At 55.8% G+C, this 14,889-nt stretch carries 18 protein-coding genes and 2 pseudogenes; 10 read left to right on the top strand and 10 right to left on the bottom strand.

Annotation, left to right across the window (positions count from 1 at the left end):
* Nucleotides 1-9: 9 nt before the first annotated feature.
* Both ACA046_RS17660 and ACA046_RS17655 read right to left on the bottom strand, forming a co-directional pair.
* Nucleotides 10-231, bottom strand: a complete 222-nt coding sequence (locus ACA046_RS17660) for an ATP-binding protein (protein WP_497677101.1) — start codon at nt 229-231, stop codon at nt 10-12.
* Nucleotides 213-1,115, bottom strand: a complete 903-nt coding sequence (locus ACA046_RS17655; protein ID WP_497674514.1) for a LysR family transcriptional regulator — start codon at nt 1,113-1,115, stop codon at nt 213-215. The genes ACA046_RS17660 and ACA046_RS17655 overlap by 19 nt, the downstream gene beginning before the upstream one ends.
* A gap of 205 nt (nt 1,116-1,320) precedes the next feature.
* Between ACA046_RS17655 and ACA046_RS17650 the strand changes: the two genes are divergently transcribed.
* Entirely contained in the window at nt 1,321-2,094 is a 774-nt protein-coding gene (locus ACA046_RS17650; protein ID WP_497674513.1) for an SDR family oxidoreductase, read from the top strand.
* Nucleotides 2,095-2,521: 427 nt separating this feature from the next.
* Here ACA046_RS17650 and ACA046_RS17645 read toward each other — a convergent pair whose 3' ends face one another.
* Both ACA046_RS17645 and ACA046_RS17640 read right to left on the bottom strand, forming a co-directional pair.
* Entirely contained in the window at nt 2,522-3,385 is an 864-nt protein-coding gene (locus ACA046_RS17645; protein WP_497677100.1) for a methyl-accepting chemotaxis protein, read from the bottom strand.
* A pseudogene (locus ACA046_RS17640) lies at nt 3,377-4,159 on the bottom strand (MCP four helix bundle domain-containing protein); the annotation flags it as partial. The gene ACA046_RS17645 and the pseudogene ACA046_RS17640, both read right to left, overlap by 9 nt.
* A gap of 624 nt (nt 4,160-4,783) precedes the next feature.
* On the opposite strand from ACA046_RS17640, the gene ACA046_RS17635 reads away from it, so the two are divergent.
* The gene (locus ACA046_RS17635; protein ID WP_497674512.1) at nt 4,784-5,236 is read left to right on the top strand and encodes a hypothetical protein; all 453 of its coding nucleotides are present in this window, start codon (nt 4,784-4,786) and stop codon (nt 5,234-5,236) included.
* The gene (locus ACA046_RS17630) at nt 5,233-5,466 is read left to right on the top strand and encodes a hypothetical protein (protein ID WP_497674511.1); all 234 of its coding nucleotides are present in this window, start codon (nt 5,233-5,235) and stop codon (nt 5,464-5,466) included. Before ACA046_RS17635 ends, ACA046_RS17630 begins: the two co-directional genes overlap by 4 nt.
* A 4-nt stretch (nt 5,467-5,470) precedes the next feature.
* Here ACA046_RS17630 and ACA046_RS17625 read toward each other — a convergent pair.
* A pseudogene (locus ACA046_RS17625) lies at nt 5,471-5,632 on the bottom strand (site-specific integrase); the annotation flags it as partial.
* Between the two features lie 561 nt (nt 5,633-6,193).
* On the opposite strand from ACA046_RS17625, the gene ACA046_RS17620 reads away from it, so the two are divergent.
* Nucleotides 6,194-6,841 carry a hypothetical protein gene (locus tag ACA046_RS17620; RefSeq protein ID WP_497674510.1) on the top strand — a complete coding sequence of 216 codons (648 nt, stop codon included), beginning with the start codon at nt 6,194-6,196 and terminating at the stop codon, nt 6,839-6,841.
* Between the two features lie 296 nt (nt 6,842-7,137).
* On the opposite strand, the gene ACA046_RS17615 is transcribed toward ACA046_RS17620, so the two are convergent.
* Nucleotides 7,138-7,569 (bottom strand): hypothetical protein, encoded by a 432-nt coding sequence (locus tag ACA046_RS17615; protein ID WP_497674509.1) that lies wholly within the window; start codon nt 7,567-7,569, stop codon nt 7,138-7,140.
* Nucleotides 7,570-7,815: 246 nt separating this feature from the next.
* Nucleotides 7,816-8,319 (bottom strand): YkgB family protein, encoded by a 504-nt coding sequence (locus ACA046_RS17610; RefSeq protein WP_459028665.1) that lies wholly within the window; start codon nt 8,317-8,319, stop codon nt 7,816-7,818.
* On the opposite strand from ACA046_RS17610, the gene ACA046_RS17605 reads away from it, so the two are divergent.
* The 6 genes from ACA046_RS17605 to ACA046_RS17580 all read left to right on the top strand — a co-directional run bounded on the left by ACA046_RS17605 (nt 8,310) and on the right by ACA046_RS17580 (nt 12,016).
* Nucleotides 8,310-8,507: a DUF4113 domain-containing protein gene (locus ACA046_RS17605; RefSeq protein WP_497674508.1), complete on the top strand. Its 198-nt coding sequence runs from the start codon at nt 8,310-8,312 to the stop codon at nt 8,505-8,507. The genes ACA046_RS17610 and ACA046_RS17605 overlap by 10 nt on opposite strands.
* 72 nt (nt 8,508-8,579) lie before the next feature.
* The gene (locus tag ACA046_RS17600) at nt 8,580-8,834 is read left to right on the top strand and encodes a helix-hairpin-helix domain-containing protein (RefSeq protein ID WP_459028667.1); all 255 of its coding nucleotides are present in this window, start codon (nt 8,580-8,582) and stop codon (nt 8,832-8,834) included.
* Between the two features lie 268 nt (nt 8,835-9,102).
* Nucleotides 9,103-10,125 (top strand): alpha/beta hydrolase, encoded by a 1,023-nt coding sequence (locus tag ACA046_RS17595; protein WP_497674507.1) that lies wholly within the window; start codon nt 9,103-9,105, stop codon nt 10,123-10,125.
* A 137-nt stretch (nt 10,126-10,262) separates the two neighbouring features.
* A complete protein-coding gene (locus ACA046_RS17590; protein WP_167664954.1) occupies nt 10,263-10,424 on the top strand; it encodes a hypothetical protein in 162 nt (53 codons plus the stop codon).
* A gap of 5 nt (nt 10,425-10,429) precedes the next feature.
* The gene (locus ACA046_RS17585; RefSeq protein ID WP_459029287.1) at nt 10,430-10,747 is read left to right on the top strand and encodes a hypothetical protein; all 318 of its coding nucleotides are present in this window, start codon (nt 10,430-10,432) and stop codon (nt 10,745-10,747) included.
* 87 nt (nt 10,748-10,834) lie between these two features.
* The gene (locus tag ACA046_RS17580) at nt 10,835-12,016 is read left to right on the top strand and encodes an MFS transporter (RefSeq protein ID WP_497674506.1); all 1,182 of its coding nucleotides are present in this window, start codon (nt 10,835-10,837) and stop codon (nt 12,014-12,016) included.
* A 39-nt stretch (nt 12,017-12,055) separates the two neighbouring features.
* On the opposite strand, the gene ACA046_RS17575 is transcribed toward ACA046_RS17580, so the two are convergent.
* From ACA046_RS17575 to ACA046_RS17565, 3 genes are read right to left on the bottom strand one after another with little or no spacing between them, the layout of a single operon-like run.
* Nucleotides 12,056-12,982, bottom strand: a complete 927-nt coding sequence (locus ACA046_RS17575; protein ID WP_076013969.1) for a sugar ABC transporter substrate-binding protein — start codon at nt 12,980-12,982, stop codon at nt 12,056-12,058.
* Between the two features lie 36 nt (nt 12,983-13,018).
* Entirely contained in the window at nt 13,019-13,807 is a 789-nt protein-coding gene (locus tag ACA046_RS17570; protein ID WP_459028675.1) for a TIM barrel protein, read from the bottom strand.
* Entirely contained in the window at nt 13,804-14,826 is a 1,023-nt protein-coding gene (locus ACA046_RS17565) for a Gfo/Idh/MocA family oxidoreductase (RefSeq protein WP_497674505.1), read from the bottom strand. Before ACA046_RS17565 ends, ACA046_RS17570 begins: the two co-directional genes overlap by 4 nt.
* Nucleotides 14,827-14,889: the final 63 nt, after the last annotated feature.

Below are 14,889 nucleotides of genomic sequence, written 5' to 3'. Positions count from 1 at the left end.
CGGGGCGGTTCACTCTGACGCAATAAATAGACCTAGACCCAATCCTTCAGTAGGTCCGTGATCAATGGCAACGCGCTGAGAAAAACGACCCATTGGGTTAAAAATAAGCGGCAAAACATCGTGCGGTATGGGAGCGCCGCTGTTGTGGACGCTGAATACTGCCTCATGCTCTACAACCGACAACTTCACTGTAAGTGGTCCTTTGAAAGCGCCTACGGAAGAAGTACCGATTCACACATTCGAAAAGCGAGCTCTGCAGCAAAGAAGTCCGTAACTGTTCTGACTCTTGCGGGAATGAACCGACGTCGGGGCCAAATCAGGTTTATGTCCCTCGACGAGCTCACAAACTCGTCTAGTACAGTCACGATATCAGGATGTCGCAGCTCTCCAACCATTGAGGCACTGTTGAACATTCCAATACCCACACCAGCCCGCACCCCCGCCAGAATGGTCTCCACGCTGTTTGAAGAAAGATTGCCCTGCACGCGGACAGTGAACATTCCATCAGGACCTTGGAATGGCCATTCCGTCATGTCACCGTAGATGAGGCAGTTGTGATCCGCCAGATCTACTGGCACGGCAGGTGTGCCATGCTGAGCAAGATAATGGCGTGCGGCGACACATACCAACTTTGTCACTGCGACGCGTTTTATCACCGAATCAGGATCGCGTACTGGGCTGATCCTGATCGCAAGGTCGACACCATCATCTACCAAATCACGGACACCGTCGGAAAGGCGTACATCCAGCTTTATATTCGGGTGTAGCTCCAGCAGTTTCGGTATAAGCGGAACAATATGAAGCCGGCCGAACGTAGATGGCGCGGCTATTCGGACTAAGCCGCTGATATTCCAGGTACTACTCGCGAGTTCCCCGTCCGCTTCTTCCATCTCCTCAAGCAGAGGTCTGGTCCGGTCATAGTACCTGCGTCCTTGATCGGTGAGCATGACGCTGCGCGTGCTTCTATTGAGAAGCCTTGCGCCGAGACGTTTCTCCAGCGCGTTGACGGACTTACTTATAGCAGATTGCGAATCTCCGAGCCGACGGGCAGCAGCGGAAAAGCCACCCGTTTCGACAACAGTTACGAAGGCCGTCAGTTCACGAAAGCGATCCATAGTCTTTCCAGGCTGTCAGGGACGTGTAAACGACATACGTCTATTTATTCACATAAAGAATAGACCCTATATCGGTTTTCCTGATTATCACGAGATAACTACCCAATTACCATCCATTCACTGCTGACGGATGGCCAAGCAAACGGCCGCCAGACGGCGGCAACTGAGGCATCCAAGAAATTCATCACTAATGAGGAACAGTGTCATGAGCAATGTAGTGAGCGCTCAGAATCAAAGCATCGCACCTTCCCTAAGCCTTCGAGGTAAAAAGGTCGTAGTGGTAGGCGGAAAAACCGGTATGGGCCTCGGTATTGCTCAAGCGGCATATGCTGCAGGCGCATCGGTAGTGGTTGCCAGCCGGCGTATTGCATCCCTTTCAGAACGGCCAGATCTTGCAAATTTCGAACAGATTACCCTGGACATACGAGACGAAGACGCTGTGCGCAAGGCATTCGATAGCATTGGTGCATTTGATCACCTCGCAGTTACGGCTGCGCCCGACTTTGGGACGTGGGGAGCCTTTATGGATTCAGACATGGCGGGAGTACGAAGTTACTTCGACGGAAAATTCTTGGGCAGTTGGGCCTGCGCTCGCTATGCCACGCCACATCTTAAGACCGGCGGCACGATCACCTTCTTCACCGGGGGCGCCGCGGTTCGGCCAAAACTCGGGTTCACTGCACCTTCGGCTGCTTTTATAGCTGTAGAGGCATTGTCCGCCTCTCTTGCGTTGGAACTTGCGCCAGTGCGGGTCAACACGATCCGTCCTGGATTTGTGGACACAGATATGTGGAGCATTTTGCCTGCGGACGTGCGTGACGGCTTGCGGGCTAAAGTTATCGAGAGCTTTCCGGCACGTCGTGCGGGTACGGCTGCCGATATTGCGCATGCTGCGCTGTTCTTGATGACCAATCCTTATGTTACCGGCACCGTGATTGAAGTGACTGGTGGAGAGAACCTGGTGCCAAGTGTGATGTAAAGAACCATGGGCCTGGTTCCCGTCGAAGAGCTAATACGACGAGAACCAAGCCGACGCCACTTTCTGAATCACTCCTGGTTTTGTAGACGACGGATGACCGCTTCTGGCCCCAGAGTGTGTAAAAACGCTTAGCCAAAATTGAAGTGCGCGTATCTACGTTAAATCTGAAATTTTTCGGCACATCAGCAGATGTGAATTTCGCATAGAAGCGCGATTTTCAGTCCAGCTTTAAGTGCCTATCGCGCAAAAAACGTTTTTACACAGCCTCGGCCGGAAGCGGTCTGTCATGAGCGGCTACTGTCGGCCAGCAGCGGCCATTTGCTTAATTGAGTTTCAACTGCCTTCAGCTAGGACTGGACTATGGCGATGTAATGAAACCCAATTGCGGATCGCCGCTGATATCACGGACGTCCAGCAACCTTATCGCTCAAACTTTAAATCGGCTGATCAGCACGCCAAACGACGCCGCCAGTCGTGATAGTTCGGAACTCGAAGCATTGGTTTGATGTGCACCGGTCGCTGTTTGCGTGGAAAGATCCTGAATGTTGACCAGATTACGATCAACCTCACGTGCAACCTGAGCCTGCTCTTCAGCGGCACTTGCGATCACGAGGTTCTTTTCATTGATAATTGAAACACCGTCGGTAATGCGGTCAAGGGCCTCGCCAGCCTCAATGGACTGCGCCCGCGTATCGGCTGCCAGTTCTTTACTTTTATTCATCGCGACGACGGCTTCATCAGCTCCCGAACGAACCTGTTTCATCATCGACTCGATGTCCGCCGTCGACGCCTGGGTCCGATGGGCAAGTGCGCGCACCTCATCTGCCACGACAGCGAACCCACGACCCTGCTCACCAGCCCTGGCTGCTTCGATCGCTGCGTTCAGGGCTAGAAGGTTGGTCTGCTCCGCAATGGCCCTAATCACCTCAAGTACTTTCGTGATCTCATTGACGCGGGTTGCAAGCACCTCAACTTTGCCAGTTGAGTTTGAAATCTCATCCGCCATCAACCCCACAGAATTAACCGCCCTGCGTACTTGATCACGCCCTTGCACAGCACTACGACTGGTTTGCTCAGAGGCGTCAGCGGCACCTGCCGCATTTCGGGCAACTTCATCCACGGCCGCGGTCATTTCGTTCACCGCCGTTGCCGCCTGCTGAATCTCATCATTCTGACGCGTTAGGCCTCGTGAGCTTTCTTCCGTGACGGCGTTTAGTTCTTCAGATGCAGAGGCCAGTTGGTCAGCAGCGCTGCCAATTTCCTTTACCGTAGTTCGGAGGTTGTTCTGCATTTTGTTCAGCGCGTTCAGCAGTAAACCGACCTCATCTTGCCCACTTATTTCGATATGTTTAGAAAGGTCACCCTCCGCTACTTCTTCGGCGCTGCGTACAGCGATGGATAGCGGCCTCGTGATTGAGCGAGTGATGAGCATTCCCAAAGCGATGGCTGCCAGGAAAGCTATCATTACCCCTATGCCCAATATCCAGTAAGCACTCGTAGTGGACGCTTCTCCGGCATTTGCGGCCTCACCGCTTTGGCGATAGTTGGATGCAACAATGACTTTAAGACTATCAATGATACCCTTGAATGCCGGCGAAACTTGCTGCTGAAACAGCTGCGTAGCACCATCAAGGTCGCCCGCATTCGCCAATTCGATTACTTTATTCGCCTCTTGCACATAGACTGGCCAGTCTTTTTCAAAGTTATCACCTGCCACGCGCTCGTCATCGGCGAGAGCGGTCTGGCGGTACTCCTTGAAAAGTAGCTCAGCCTCCTTCTGATTTTCCGCCATGGACTGTACTGCGGCATCAAATTTAACCGGTATATTGGCGTACTTGTAGAGTAGGGCAGCGTGCAGACTCCTGGAATACGCAAAAACATTCGAGCTGGCATTAGCAGTATTGTAAACAGACACAAGGTTATTGCTAACGATTGCCTTTATTGTTGAGTCTAGTTTTGTGATACCTGAATAGCCTAAGAGACCCACTCCCAACGTTATTATTGCGCACACTAAAAATGCAGAGATTAATCGTGTGGAAAGCTTGATGCTACGTAATGCGTCCATAGTGTTTCCGACGAACTCTCAATTGGCAGACCAAGCAGGCTTGGGATATTCTCTATATCTGGAAGGATGCCCATTACTTTAATTTTTATTTAACCGAAATGGTTGGGCTTCTGAGTTATTGCTTTGTAATTCAAGCGCATGACTCCTATTTATAATTAAATTAAATTTACCAATGGCACCCAAATGGATGCGTTAAATTCGATAGTTCCCTCGTAAAGATACATCGCCTTAAATAGATAAAAAATAGGGTTCTTTTTTAAGCGAAGATCTGCCAGTAGATAGCATGCTTCGGTACCCGCTCTGGTTCGATTAAAACATTTGGCTAAAGATAGATTGAACGTTGAACGTGAATAAAAACTCTTATGTTCAAGAGATCCCCACACCTTCGCCCTATGTGGGGGCCTTTTTGTGCGCTGGCGGAAACCAGAACTCATTAGCGTGGTACGCCAGAACCGCCCATATTGGTTTGACGCACGCACCGCCATTGACTCGTTGAGGAGGTGGCGCTGCGTACGTTCATCCGGAGTACCTGATAGGGTAATAAGTATGGATGCGCAGCCCAGCGCCGCGTGAGGAGGGAGGATGAGCGTTTATCGAGATGTAATGTCAGCCATGGATCAGAGGATGACTGCCGATTTTGCTCTGGGACTCTGGAATGACAGCTGGCTGATGTCCGACGAAGAGGTACGTTGCAGCTACTGCCTGGTAGCACAGCTGCCCAGCAATGCGGATGCTCCGCTGATTCATTGTGAAGGCTGTGAACTTACCCATGAACATTTCCCGCTGGGCGATTTGGGCACGATCCTGCGGGGCCTTAGCGGGCCAGTCAGCGGGAGTGTCGTGTTTTCGGCGAACGGGTTCAGCCTTCCTAGTCTGATCCGCACAAGGTTGGCCAACCATCTGGCAGGTCTGGTTTGTTGTGGGGATATAGACGCCCTGGCGTCGCTACAAGAACGTGCGGAAGGCTTTTTGGAAGGCGTTGAGGCGGCACGTGTGCTGACTTCAGACACACTCAAAGCGCTCTCTATCGCGATAGAGGTAGCGGCCGCGAAACGCCGCCAGGAGTTGAAATTATGATTGGCGATGCCATCCAGTCGGACACCCTGATAGCCTTGGTTCGCCAGCATGCCTTCGTGGAGGCGGTGCTGAAAAGCAGGTGGATCCTTTCCATGCGCCTGGGCGGGCCCACTGCGCGTTTGATTCCGGTGCACTCCCGGCGTGAGCCGTGGCGCACCTGTGCGAGTTTGACGCCTGTTGGCAGCTTTGCCGAGTCTGTTGACCCTACTGGGTTCAGTGTTGAGCTGTGACCTGCTAAAGCTTCAGTGCCAACTGCAACCCCACCACGTCGCGCCCATCCTCGTTGAGCCACGTGACAAAGTGCTGGCGAATCATATTTCCGTTGGTATACCCATGCCCCATTTGTTCTGCGATCCAATCGATTGAGGCAATGCCTGTGGTCAGCAACTGACTGGCTTAGGTGCCAGCATTGGAGAAGTCCTCGCGAAGGTCCGCTTTTGGCCGAACGCGGCCGTACGACATGCCTCATGAGGCGTTGGCTGTTTGGTGGTTTTTGTTCGGTCGGCAGGACGCCGGGGAGGGTATGCACTATCGGCATAACGTTGCGAGAAGCGCCAAATTTGATTGTTCTGTTCGCGAGAACGACAAAGCAATTTTCTGCCTATGATCTGGGCCGCAACGAATTATAACTATCTGAATACATTGAGGTAAATTAGGCGTAAAATGAATGGATTGCGGACCGGAAAATAGAACGCAAGCCGCAGCCCGCTTGATTTTGGCCCGGGACTTAAAATCCCCCGCTCGTAAGGGCGTGCCGGTTCGATTCCGGCTTCGGGCACCACAATATTCAAGGACTTGCGTGATTTATCAGGCAGGTCCTTTTTTGTTTCCGCTCTGCAATTTCAAATGTTGCTCCGCAACTCACTTAGTTGGCGGATGCCCAGTCAGGCTTTTTACTGAGGGGTCTTAGTCTGATTCGAACACGATGGATCTTAGGTAAACTCAAGGATGTAGTAGATGCGTAATACCTGGTTGCTGCTGTTTGTTTCGTCCATCGCCCTTGCTGGTTGTGGCGGGATCCCCTCTGTTCCCTATGTCGATCCGCCTCAGTCCGACAATACGGCCCGAGTTCGTGTGATCACCAATTCTAATGTGTTTGGCGACAGTGTAACTGGCAGCTGTGCCCCGGATACTCGCCACAAAATGGCTGAAGCTGGTCGCTTCTCAGAGGACGGGCAGCCGAGCATTAACTACCCTCAGTACCCACTTAAGCCGGCCAGTCTTGGCATGCCGGGAAGGGTTTCACCCAAGCTTCAGCAGTACATCGGAGCCGTTCGGATGGCCGAAGGCTTGTACACGGAGATTGTGGCTGAGTACCGCGTTAAAACAGATGCACCCTTTCAGGTTGCGACATTAGGTGCGTCGGCCGGCAGCTACGGCAGCACTTACGCTGTGTGCCCAAGCCAGGCGAAAGTATTCAAACTGGAGCCCGGAAAAGACTACGAGGTTCTGGTGGGACTCAGCAGCGCACCCAACGCGGATGGAAAAGCGGTGATTATGTGCGTGTTTGGCGTAGTCGAGCTTATGTCTATTCCTAACCTACCGATTGCATGGCCGAAAAAACTCACGGGCACTGAGTCGCCACAGAAGCTTTGCAAGGGTTAAGTAGCAAGGCTCATATTTTTTACTTGGTTTCCATATCTGAGCCCAGCGCGATTGCTGGGCTTTTCCGTTTTTGGCTATCCAACTCGGCAAGAGCGGGCATTGAAAATCTTGGCTCTATTGCTTGGAAACACGCTCTCAAGAGCCTGAGGCAACCCGATTCTTTGTCTGCTCAGGTGTTTCATGCTCAACCACCTGAACCGTGTCAGATAGCTGAACGAGGGGATAGCAGAGTAGGGCGCTCGCCAGAAATAAGAAGCCCGGCGCTGGGCCGGGCTTCGATGTAATAGCGTCAGAAACTAACGATGCTTGTTCTTGTGTTTATGCTTGTTTTTGCCATTGTGCTTCTTGCCATCAGATCGATGATTGCTCTCATCGTCTGCCAGGTTGTTTCCTAGCGCGCCACCCGCGGCGCCGCCGAGACCTGCACCGATCGTCGAGCCAGTGGCGCCGCCGAGGCGATTACCAATAAGTGACCCGCCAGCCGATCCGACACCGCCACCTATCGCGGCTTCCGCTCTGTTGCCTCTTTGAGCGCCGACAGCACTGCCGGCAGCACCCCCTACGCCTGCGCCTACCGCCGCGCCCGTCGAGCCGCCGAGCTGTTGACCTACGATATTGCCAAGTGCACCACCAACGCCGCCTCCAAGAGCGGCTGTGCCATCTCCGGCTGCCATCGCGCCTTGCGAAATGAGGGCACCCAGAACCAGAGCGGGTAGTGTCATTTTCATTTTTTGAACCTCTATGGGTTGTCAGCAGGCGCTCACGGTTTAAAGCACGCCTGGCATTAGGACTAGAGTGAAAGTTTGAAGTTCTCTAAGGGCAGTGCCCCCGGGCGAATGGTTGTAACAAGATATGCCGTGATGGGTTCGGTTGCGGCGGGCAGGCTTATGGCGGTGAGCTTCGGCGCGGACTGGCAGGTACAGTTCCAGGCACTGATCCACTTGCAGTTGTAGTGGACCAGTGACCGTTTTGGGCTAGAGCGATGCATGCTCCGTATCACACTGTTTGGACCGGGTCGTCAGTTGTTGCGCTGCGTTCTTGAGCAGCACCAACGAGCCGGCCATCAATACCAGATCCTTAATCAGGAAAGAGGTGGCCCCGCCCATGGCTGGGAAGCCGCCTGCCGAGGCCTCCCAACCACCCGGAGTGGTTAGGAGCAGGCTGGCGGTTGTCAGGTAGGTCAGAGAGGAGGCAGCGGCGGCAATCAGCGCGATCCTCGGTGACCATGCACCGATGGCGAGGCCCAGGCCGATCGCCCATTCAGCTGCGCCCAGAGCATAACTTGCGCCCTGAGTGCCAAACACCCCGTACATCCAGGAAAGGAGAGGGCTGTTACTGATCAGTGGAATCAATGCCTGGGCTTCGTAATCAAACCATTTGGTGTAGCCAAACAAAAGGAATATCAAGACCAGGACCCAGCGCATGAATTCGATCTCAAACGACTGGCGAAGAAAACGGGAATATATTGATGACGGCATGGGACTTCCTTGACGACGATGAGAGTTATAGCCGTAGAGTCAGCTCAAAGCGCCGCGTTACAGTTTTTGTAAAAGGTTTTGAAATAAACTTAAGAAAAGGGGCGTTGCGCCCTGCCAGCGTGCCCACCCAACCTGAATTGGGCATGCGTCGTGAGATGATGAGTCAGCGCTATACGATGAGAGCTTGATCAGCTCTATTGAGCCGCCTTTTAGCGTCGGGCACACTCGGGCGGATTCATCGCCAAAAAAAGGAATTTACGATGCCGTTTTCACAGGATGAAAGAACCGCTTTGCTCGCCCTCAAGGGCGTAGGTCCAACCGTCATTGCTCGGCTTGAGCAGATGGGCATCGAATCGCTCGCCGAACTCCGAAAATCAGATGTTGGTGACATCCTGGCTCAAGCATCCGCAGCATTAGGTTCGACGTGCTGGAAGAATAGCCCTCAAGCCCGCGCGGCCATCACTGTTGCAGTCGAGCTTGCGAAGCACTCCACAGAGCAGAGCCCGGCTCGGTAGGCGCGTCTAGCTGTTTCGGCCATAGTGGATTTTGCGATACGCACTGGGTGCCTATAGGGCGTTTTCCTGGCCCCATGCCGTTCGCGTGAGTAGGGCGTTTCATGCGCGGTGATCGCGGCCCGTAGCCCACCGCCTCAGCCTCAGCGGTCGGAATAGGCATAGCTTTGAAAATGCAGTTCGTCGCCTACCCAATACTCTAGGGTGCAGATCCAGCGATGATTCTGCCGATATGACGCTTATGTCAGCCGGCCTAACATGAGGAGATCCTATGTCCACTTCCAAGCTCACTTCACGCGTTTTCAGCACGCCCCGTCATACGACGCATTATGTAGAGCAGGGGCCTGCCGATGGACCATTGATGATGTTCCTGCACGGTTGGCCTGAGCTCAGTTTGATCTGGCGTGCGCAGATGCAAGCGTTCGCAGCTAAAGGCTGGCACTGCGTCGCACCCGACATGCGCGGTTATGGTGGCTCCTCTGCTCCAGCCACCATCGATGCGTACACGATTGAAAACATCGTGGCAGACATGGCAGAACTTCATGACCATCTCGGCGCAATACCCGCAATCTGGGTAGGCCACGATTGGGGCAGCGTTGTGGCGGGTGAATTGGTCGCTCATGAACCTCAGCGGAGCCGCGGCGTGGTGCTGATTTCGGTCCCCTACTTCCCCTCCACGAACGCGCTGTGGACGCTGGTCCCGCTGGTGGACCGAGGGATTTATCCGGCGGACCAGTATCCAGACGGTCAATGGGACTATTACCGCTACTACAACACGCACTTTGCGTCCGCCGTCGCTGATCTTGATGCGGACAAAGCCGCGTCGCTGGCGTCGATTTATCGGCGAGGCGACCCTGTGGGCATCGGCAAGGTTGCATCCAATGCCGAAGTGACCAGGAAAGGCGGGCGGTTTGGCGAAGCGCACCGGGCTCCACCCACCCAGCCAGACCCCGCGCTCTGGCCCGAGGCGGACTTTGCTGCACTGGTGCGGACGTTCGAGGAGCGGGGCTTCCGCGCACCCTGCGCTTGGTACCTGAACGACGATGCCAATATCGAGTACGCCCACCGAGCGCCTAATGATGGACGCCTGTCATTGCCCGTACTGTTTGTGAACGGCGATTACGACCAGATGAATACCATCAAGGGCAATCAACTGGGCGATCCAATGCGTGCGGCCTGCGCAGATCTCAGCGTGACGAGCGTGTCTGGCGGGCACTGGCTGCCGGTGGAGTGCAAGACAGAACTCGTAGAGGCCATCAGTGCCTGGCTACAAAGTCGGGAGCTCCGTAGTTGATCTTTCTTTAGCGTCTTTGAGATCGCTATACCCCTGCTAATGCTGCCCGGGTTGTTCGCAATGGCTAACGGAACGTATGATCGGAACGAGCGCCCTTATTTGGGCGCTGAGACTCACACCCTTTGAAGGACATGAGCATGGAAAAGCACTTCGGTAATTCAGGCCTGTTCAAGGCTGCTTCGTATCACTGCAACACGCTCCTGAGCAGCGGCATCGCTCGCTGGGAGCTGAAAAATATTGCGTTGAATACGAAGGAGTTTTTGATATGTCCAAAGAACTACTCGGAGTTTCTGCTCTAGGGTTGATGGTGCTCGGTGAGTTTTGTGCAATCTACAGTGAGGTGGTAACCGCCAAGCTTGCCCAAACAGGGAATGGTTCATGGGAAGGGTTCGTCCTTCCCGTTGTGATCATGTGTTTTGCCGGTCTTTGCTTGCTGGGTGCGTATTGGCTGGGGTACATGGCTGTCGGTGATATCTGGATCGTCACTGTGGTCTCAGTCACCTCTTTGTTGCTGCTGGAGCCCGTGGTGGTCTGGTCGCTGTTTCATGAAGCACCAGGACGTGGCGCATTCATCGGGTTCGTCCTCGGCGCCTTGGGTATGCTTTCCACTGTATTACTTTAACTCAGCCCTCTGGCCCGGTGATCAAACGCCGGGCCAGTTCATCGCGGTTGGATTTGATTTGATCATGAACAGGGAAGGACATTGCCGGTGATCAACTCAGCCTTGCGGGTATGGTGCGCAGTCAGTGTGCTGTGCATCGCCTCGTTTACCATGGTGACTTCCGAGTTCGCCCCCATTGGTTTGCTGTCGCAACTATCTGCCGACCTGAATCAAGCCCCGTCTACCGTCGGGCTGACCGTAACCCTATACGCCTGGGTCGGGGCGGCCAGCGGCTTGTTATCCAACTGGTTGAACCGCCGGGTTCCCCGCAAGGCGCTGCTGATTGCGTTGATGTTGATACTGGCCTTATCAAACGGCCTGGCAGCGTTGTCCCCTGAATTTTCCTCTCTGCTCGGTGCCCGCGCCGTCGGCGCGTTGGCCCATGGCGTGTTCTGGGCCATCGTGGCAGCCACCGCCGCGCATATTGTGCCGTCGCACCGCGTGGGACTGGCCACCTCGATTGTGCTGGGCGGCATCACGATCGCCACGGTCATGGGCGTACCGCTGATTAATCTGGTGGGCCAATACGATGGTTGGCGCACGGCCTTTATGTGCCTGGCCGTGATGTGTGTCGCCAGCGCCGGTGCGATCGCCCTGGTGCTGCCTTCAATGCATATTCCCTCGCTGGCCAAAGGTCTTGGGTTTGCGGTGGTGCTGCGGCGCAAGGACCTGATGATCACCTACGTCATCACCGGGCTGACCGCCGCCGCACATTTTGGCGCCTACACCTTTGTCGAACCGTTTATAGGCCAGGTACCCGGCATTACTTCGTATTTGATTGCTGTATTGCTGTTTGCTTTCGGCGCCGCAGGTTTTCTGGGCAACCTGCTGAGTGCGCTGTTTATTGATCGCTACTTGAAGGCGTTCATTTTGCTGGCGCTGGTTGCGATGGCATTGGCGTTGGTGACCTTGGGCATCTACGGTCCGCTACTGGGGCTCGCGCCCGTGGTGACGTTACTGGTGATCTGGGGCGTGGCCATTTCCGCTTTGTTTACCGGCCTGCAGACGTGGGTCTTGAGGATCGCCGGAGATCACATCGTACCGGCGACCGCCCTCCATACTGCCGTGCTGAACAGTGCGATCGGGCTGGGTGTGATTGTCGGAGGGAGCGTGCTGGACGTGGCCGGGTTCAAGGGGGCCATGCTGTCGGCCAGCGTGGTGATTGTTCCGGCTATTGTCCTGATGATTACCGTGGGGTTGCGTGCCCGCGCAGAGCCGGTTTTTTCGTGAGCGCCGCTGATCCCCAGCCGGGATCAGCGGCGGTCGGGGCTACTTGTAGTGCTGTTCAAACATGGCAACCTGCTCCGGTTTGATCAACTGAAACGGCACCCACACATCCGTCTCGACCGCTTCGCCCTTGATCATTTTGATGGCTGCTTGTACGGCAGCAGTGGCTTGGGCCTTGGGGTCTTGAAAGACTGAGGCAACCAGCATCCCGCGCTTGATCGCGGCCAGCCCGTCGGGCAAGCCGTCGATGCCGACGATGGCGATATCGCCTTTGGCTTTTCCCGCTTGCTGCAACGCCATCGCAGCTCCAATGGCCATCTCGTCGTTGTTGGCCACGATGGCATCGAAGTGAGTCCCCGCCAGCAACCAGTTGCTGGTCAGGTCCATGCTTTTGCTGCGCTGCCATTCAGCCGATTGCTGTTCCACGATCTTGATATCGGGATAATCCTTGAGCACCTGTTTAACCCCTTCGGTACGGTCATGGGTGGCGTTTTGCGCCAGGTCACCCATGATAATTGCGAGCGTCCCTTTGCCCTGGAGCTTCTCGGCGAGGTAGCGCATCTGCAATTGGCCGGCCTCAATATCATTGGACGCCACCGTCACCACGCCTTTGGGCAATACGCGCTCGTCCGGGTGGCGGTTGACGTAGACCAGCGGTGTATTCGCCTCGACAGCGGCGCGGGTCATGTTGGCAGTGGCGGCGGTGTCCACCGGCAAGACGATAACCGCATCGACTTTCTGATTGATAAACCCCTGGACCTGATTGAGCTGGCGCACCACGTCGCCCTGGGCGTCTTCGAACTGGATCTGGACATTCTCCTGTTTGGCCGCATCTTCCAGGCCGCTGCGCACGTAGGTCATGAAATTGTCGTCAACCCTGGCAATGCTGACGCCTACGCGATAGCTGGCGGCGGCCCATTGGCTGAAGAGGAGTAACAGCGTGGCGAAAAGCAATGTGCTGCGACGCATGATGGTGTTCCTTTTATTGTTATGAGTTGAAAGGCATCAAGACAAGGTGAAGGCTTGCCGGAAGCGTGCCAGTGCCGCCTCGCTGTCGCCACTGGCCCAGCCCTCAAGGCCCACGACACCGGTGTATCCCAGGTTGTACAAAGCGCTGGCAATGGCGGGATAGTGGATCTCACCCGTGCCGGGCTCCTTGCGGCCAGGCACGTCAGCCACCTGGATTTCACCGATGGCGCTGCCGGCGCGCTGGATCAGTTCGATCAGGTTTCCTTCGCCGATCTGCGCGTGATAGAGGTCGAGGTTCATCTTCAGATGGGTGCTGCCTACCGCTTCGATCAGGGCCAGGGTGTCGTCGGCGCGAGCGAAGGGGGTGCCGGGATGGTCCACCTCGGTGTTGAGGTTTTCCAGCAGGAAAACCCGCCCGGCGTCTTCGCCCAGGCGCGCGATTTTTTCCAGGGTCTTGCAGGCGCTCAACCACATGCGCCCGGTGGTGCGAGCCACCGGCTTGACCGGCAAACCCCGGTCACCCAGGCCGGTGCCATGCAGGTTGAGGCTTGGGCAATTGAGCTGGGCGGCGATGGCCAAGGATTCCCGGGCGCTGTCGAGCAGTTGCGCAATCTCCTCGGGGTCGGTCAGGTTGCCCGAGATGTAGCCCGTCATTGAGGTGAAGTCTGCGCCGGTGGCGGCCAGTGCCGGGATGTCCTTGGTCGTCCAGCCCCAGATTTCGGCGCTGAACCCCAGCGCATGTATGCGTTTGACACGCTCGGTGAAGGGCAGGTCGAGGAAGACCATTTCGGCACTGACCGCCAGCTTGAAGGGTACGAAGCTCATGAGCGACCGCCTTGCACACTTACGATTTTGCCTTGCTGGAAAGACTCGATGCACGCGCGGGCGATGTCCAGTGCGGCGCGGGCATCTTCGCCGCTGGCGAGAGGCTTCTCGCCGCTGCGCAGGCAACCCACAAAGTGGTTGAGCTCGGCCACGTAGGCGTCACGCAGCAGGTCGGTGTCCAGGCGCTGGGTGTCAGCCTGGATGCCGCCGGCAACGTAGCGAACCAGGTCAGAGTCATGGACGCCGCCCATGGTCAGCATGCCCGCGCTGCCGAACACTTCCCCGCGAACATCGTAGCCGTACACCGCCTGGAAGTTCGCTTCAGCTGTAGCGATGGCTCCGTTGTCGAAGCGGATCGTGACCACAGCGGTGTCCAGGAAACCTTTGCTTTTGTAGTCCGGTGCAATCAACGCATCGGCCATGACAAACACATCGACGGCTTCGGCGCCGGGGTTCAGGTAGCGCAGGGTGTCGAAGTCATGGATCAGGGTTTCGAGGAAAATCACCCATTGCGGTGAGGCGGCGGGATTGTTCAGTGCCGGATCCCGTGTCAGCGAGCGCAGCAACTGAGGCGTTCCGATACGGCCTGCGACTACATCCAGGTGAGCCGTGCGAAAACTTTTGGCGAAGCGGCGGTTGAAGCCCACTTGAAGCGTCACCTGGGCATCGGCAGCGGCGGCGATGGCGCGGTCGGCTTCCTCGAGGGTAATGGCCATGGGCTTTTCGCAAAATACCCCTTTGCCGGCGCGGGCGGCGCTGATCACCAATTCGGCATGGCTGCGGGCCGGAGCGGCGATCAGTACGCCGTCGATGTCCGGGTCATCGAGCAGTTGCTGGGGATCGGTGTAGACCCGTTGTACGCCCAGCTCTGACGCCAGGCGCGCAGCTTGGCCGGGTGTCGGGTCGGCAATGGCGGCCAGGCAGGCACCGGGGATATGCCGGGCGGCTGTCAGGCCATGGAAGCTACCCATGCGGCCGGCGCCGATGAGACCGAGGCGGATGGTCTTGGATGTACTCATGAAATGACTCCTTTTTATTGTTGTACCGCAGGGATCTTCTGCTGGTACAGACAAGGAGCAAGG

The sequence above is a fragment of the Pseudomonas sp. LBUM1641 genome, from assembly GCF_059716235.1.
Note: the sequence above shows the minus strand (reverse complement) of the source record. Positions and strands in the feature narration are given on the sequence as shown.

What these genes read in the sequence shown, in the direction of transcription:
- ACA046_RS17585 (WP_459029287.1), top strand. Translation starts at nt 10,430, where the DNA reads ATGGTGCTCGGTGAGTTTTGTGCAATCTACAGTGAGGTGGTAACCGCC.
- ACA046_RS17595 (WP_497674507.1), top strand. Translation starts at nt 9,103, where the DNA reads ATGTCCACTTCCAAGCTCACTTCACGCGTTTTCAGCACGCCCCGTCAT.
- ACA046_RS17655 (WP_497674514.1), bottom strand. Translation starts at nt 1,115, where the DNA reads ATGGATCGCTTTCGTGAACTGACGGCCTTCGTAACTGTTGTCGAAACG.
- ACA046_RS17620 (WP_497674510.1), top strand. Translation starts at nt 6,194, where the DNA reads ATGCGTAATACCTGGTTGCTGCTGTTTGTTTCGTCCATCGCCCTTGCT.
- ACA046_RS17635 (WP_497674512.1), top strand. Translation starts at nt 4,784, where the DNA reads ATGACTGCCGATTTTGCTCTGGGACTCTGGAATGACAGCTGGCTGATG.
- ACA046_RS17590 (WP_167664954.1), top strand. Translation starts at nt 10,263, where the DNA reads ATGGAAAAGCACTTCGGTAATTCAGGCCTGTTCAAGGCTGCTTCGTAT.
- ACA046_RS17615 (WP_497674509.1), bottom strand. Translation starts at nt 7,569, where the DNA reads ATGAAAATGACACTACCCGCTCTGGTTCTGGGTGCCCTCATTTCGCAA.
- ACA046_RS17565 (WP_497674505.1), bottom strand. Translation starts at nt 14,826, where the DNA reads ATGAGTACATCCAAGACCATCCGCCTCGGTCTCATCGGCGCCGGCCGC.
- ACA046_RS17630 (WP_497674511.1), top strand. Translation starts at nt 5,233, where the DNA reads ATGATTGGCGATGCCATCCAGTCGGACACCCTGATAGCCTTGGTTCGC.
- ACA046_RS17605 (WP_497674508.1), top strand. Translation starts at nt 8,310, where the DNA reads ATGACGGCATGGGACTTCCTTGACGACGATGAGAGTTATAGCCGTAGA.
- ACA046_RS17575 (WP_076013969.1), bottom strand. Translation starts at nt 12,982, where the DNA reads ATGCGTCGCAGCACATTGCTTTTCGCCACGCTGTTACTCCTCTTCAGC.
- ACA046_RS17610 (WP_459028665.1), bottom strand. Translation starts at nt 8,319, where the DNA reads ATGCCGTCATCAATATATTCCCGTTTTCTTCGCCAGTCGTTTGAGATC.
- ACA046_RS17645 (WP_497677100.1), bottom strand. Translation starts at nt 3,385, where the DNA reads ATGCAGAACAACCTCCGAACTACGGTAAAGGAAATTGGCAGCGCTGCT.
- ACA046_RS17570 (WP_459028675.1), bottom strand. Translation starts at nt 13,807, where the DNA reads ATGAGCTTCGTACCCTTCAAGCTGGCGGTCAGTGCCGAAATGGTCTTC.
- ACA046_RS17600 (WP_459028667.1), top strand. Translation starts at nt 8,580, where the DNA reads ATGCCGTTTTCACAGGATGAAAGAACCGCTTTGCTCGCCCTCAAGGGC.
- ACA046_RS17650 (WP_497674513.1), top strand. Translation starts at nt 1,321, where the DNA reads ATGAGCAATGTAGTGAGCGCTCAGAATCAAAGCATCGCACCTTCCCTA.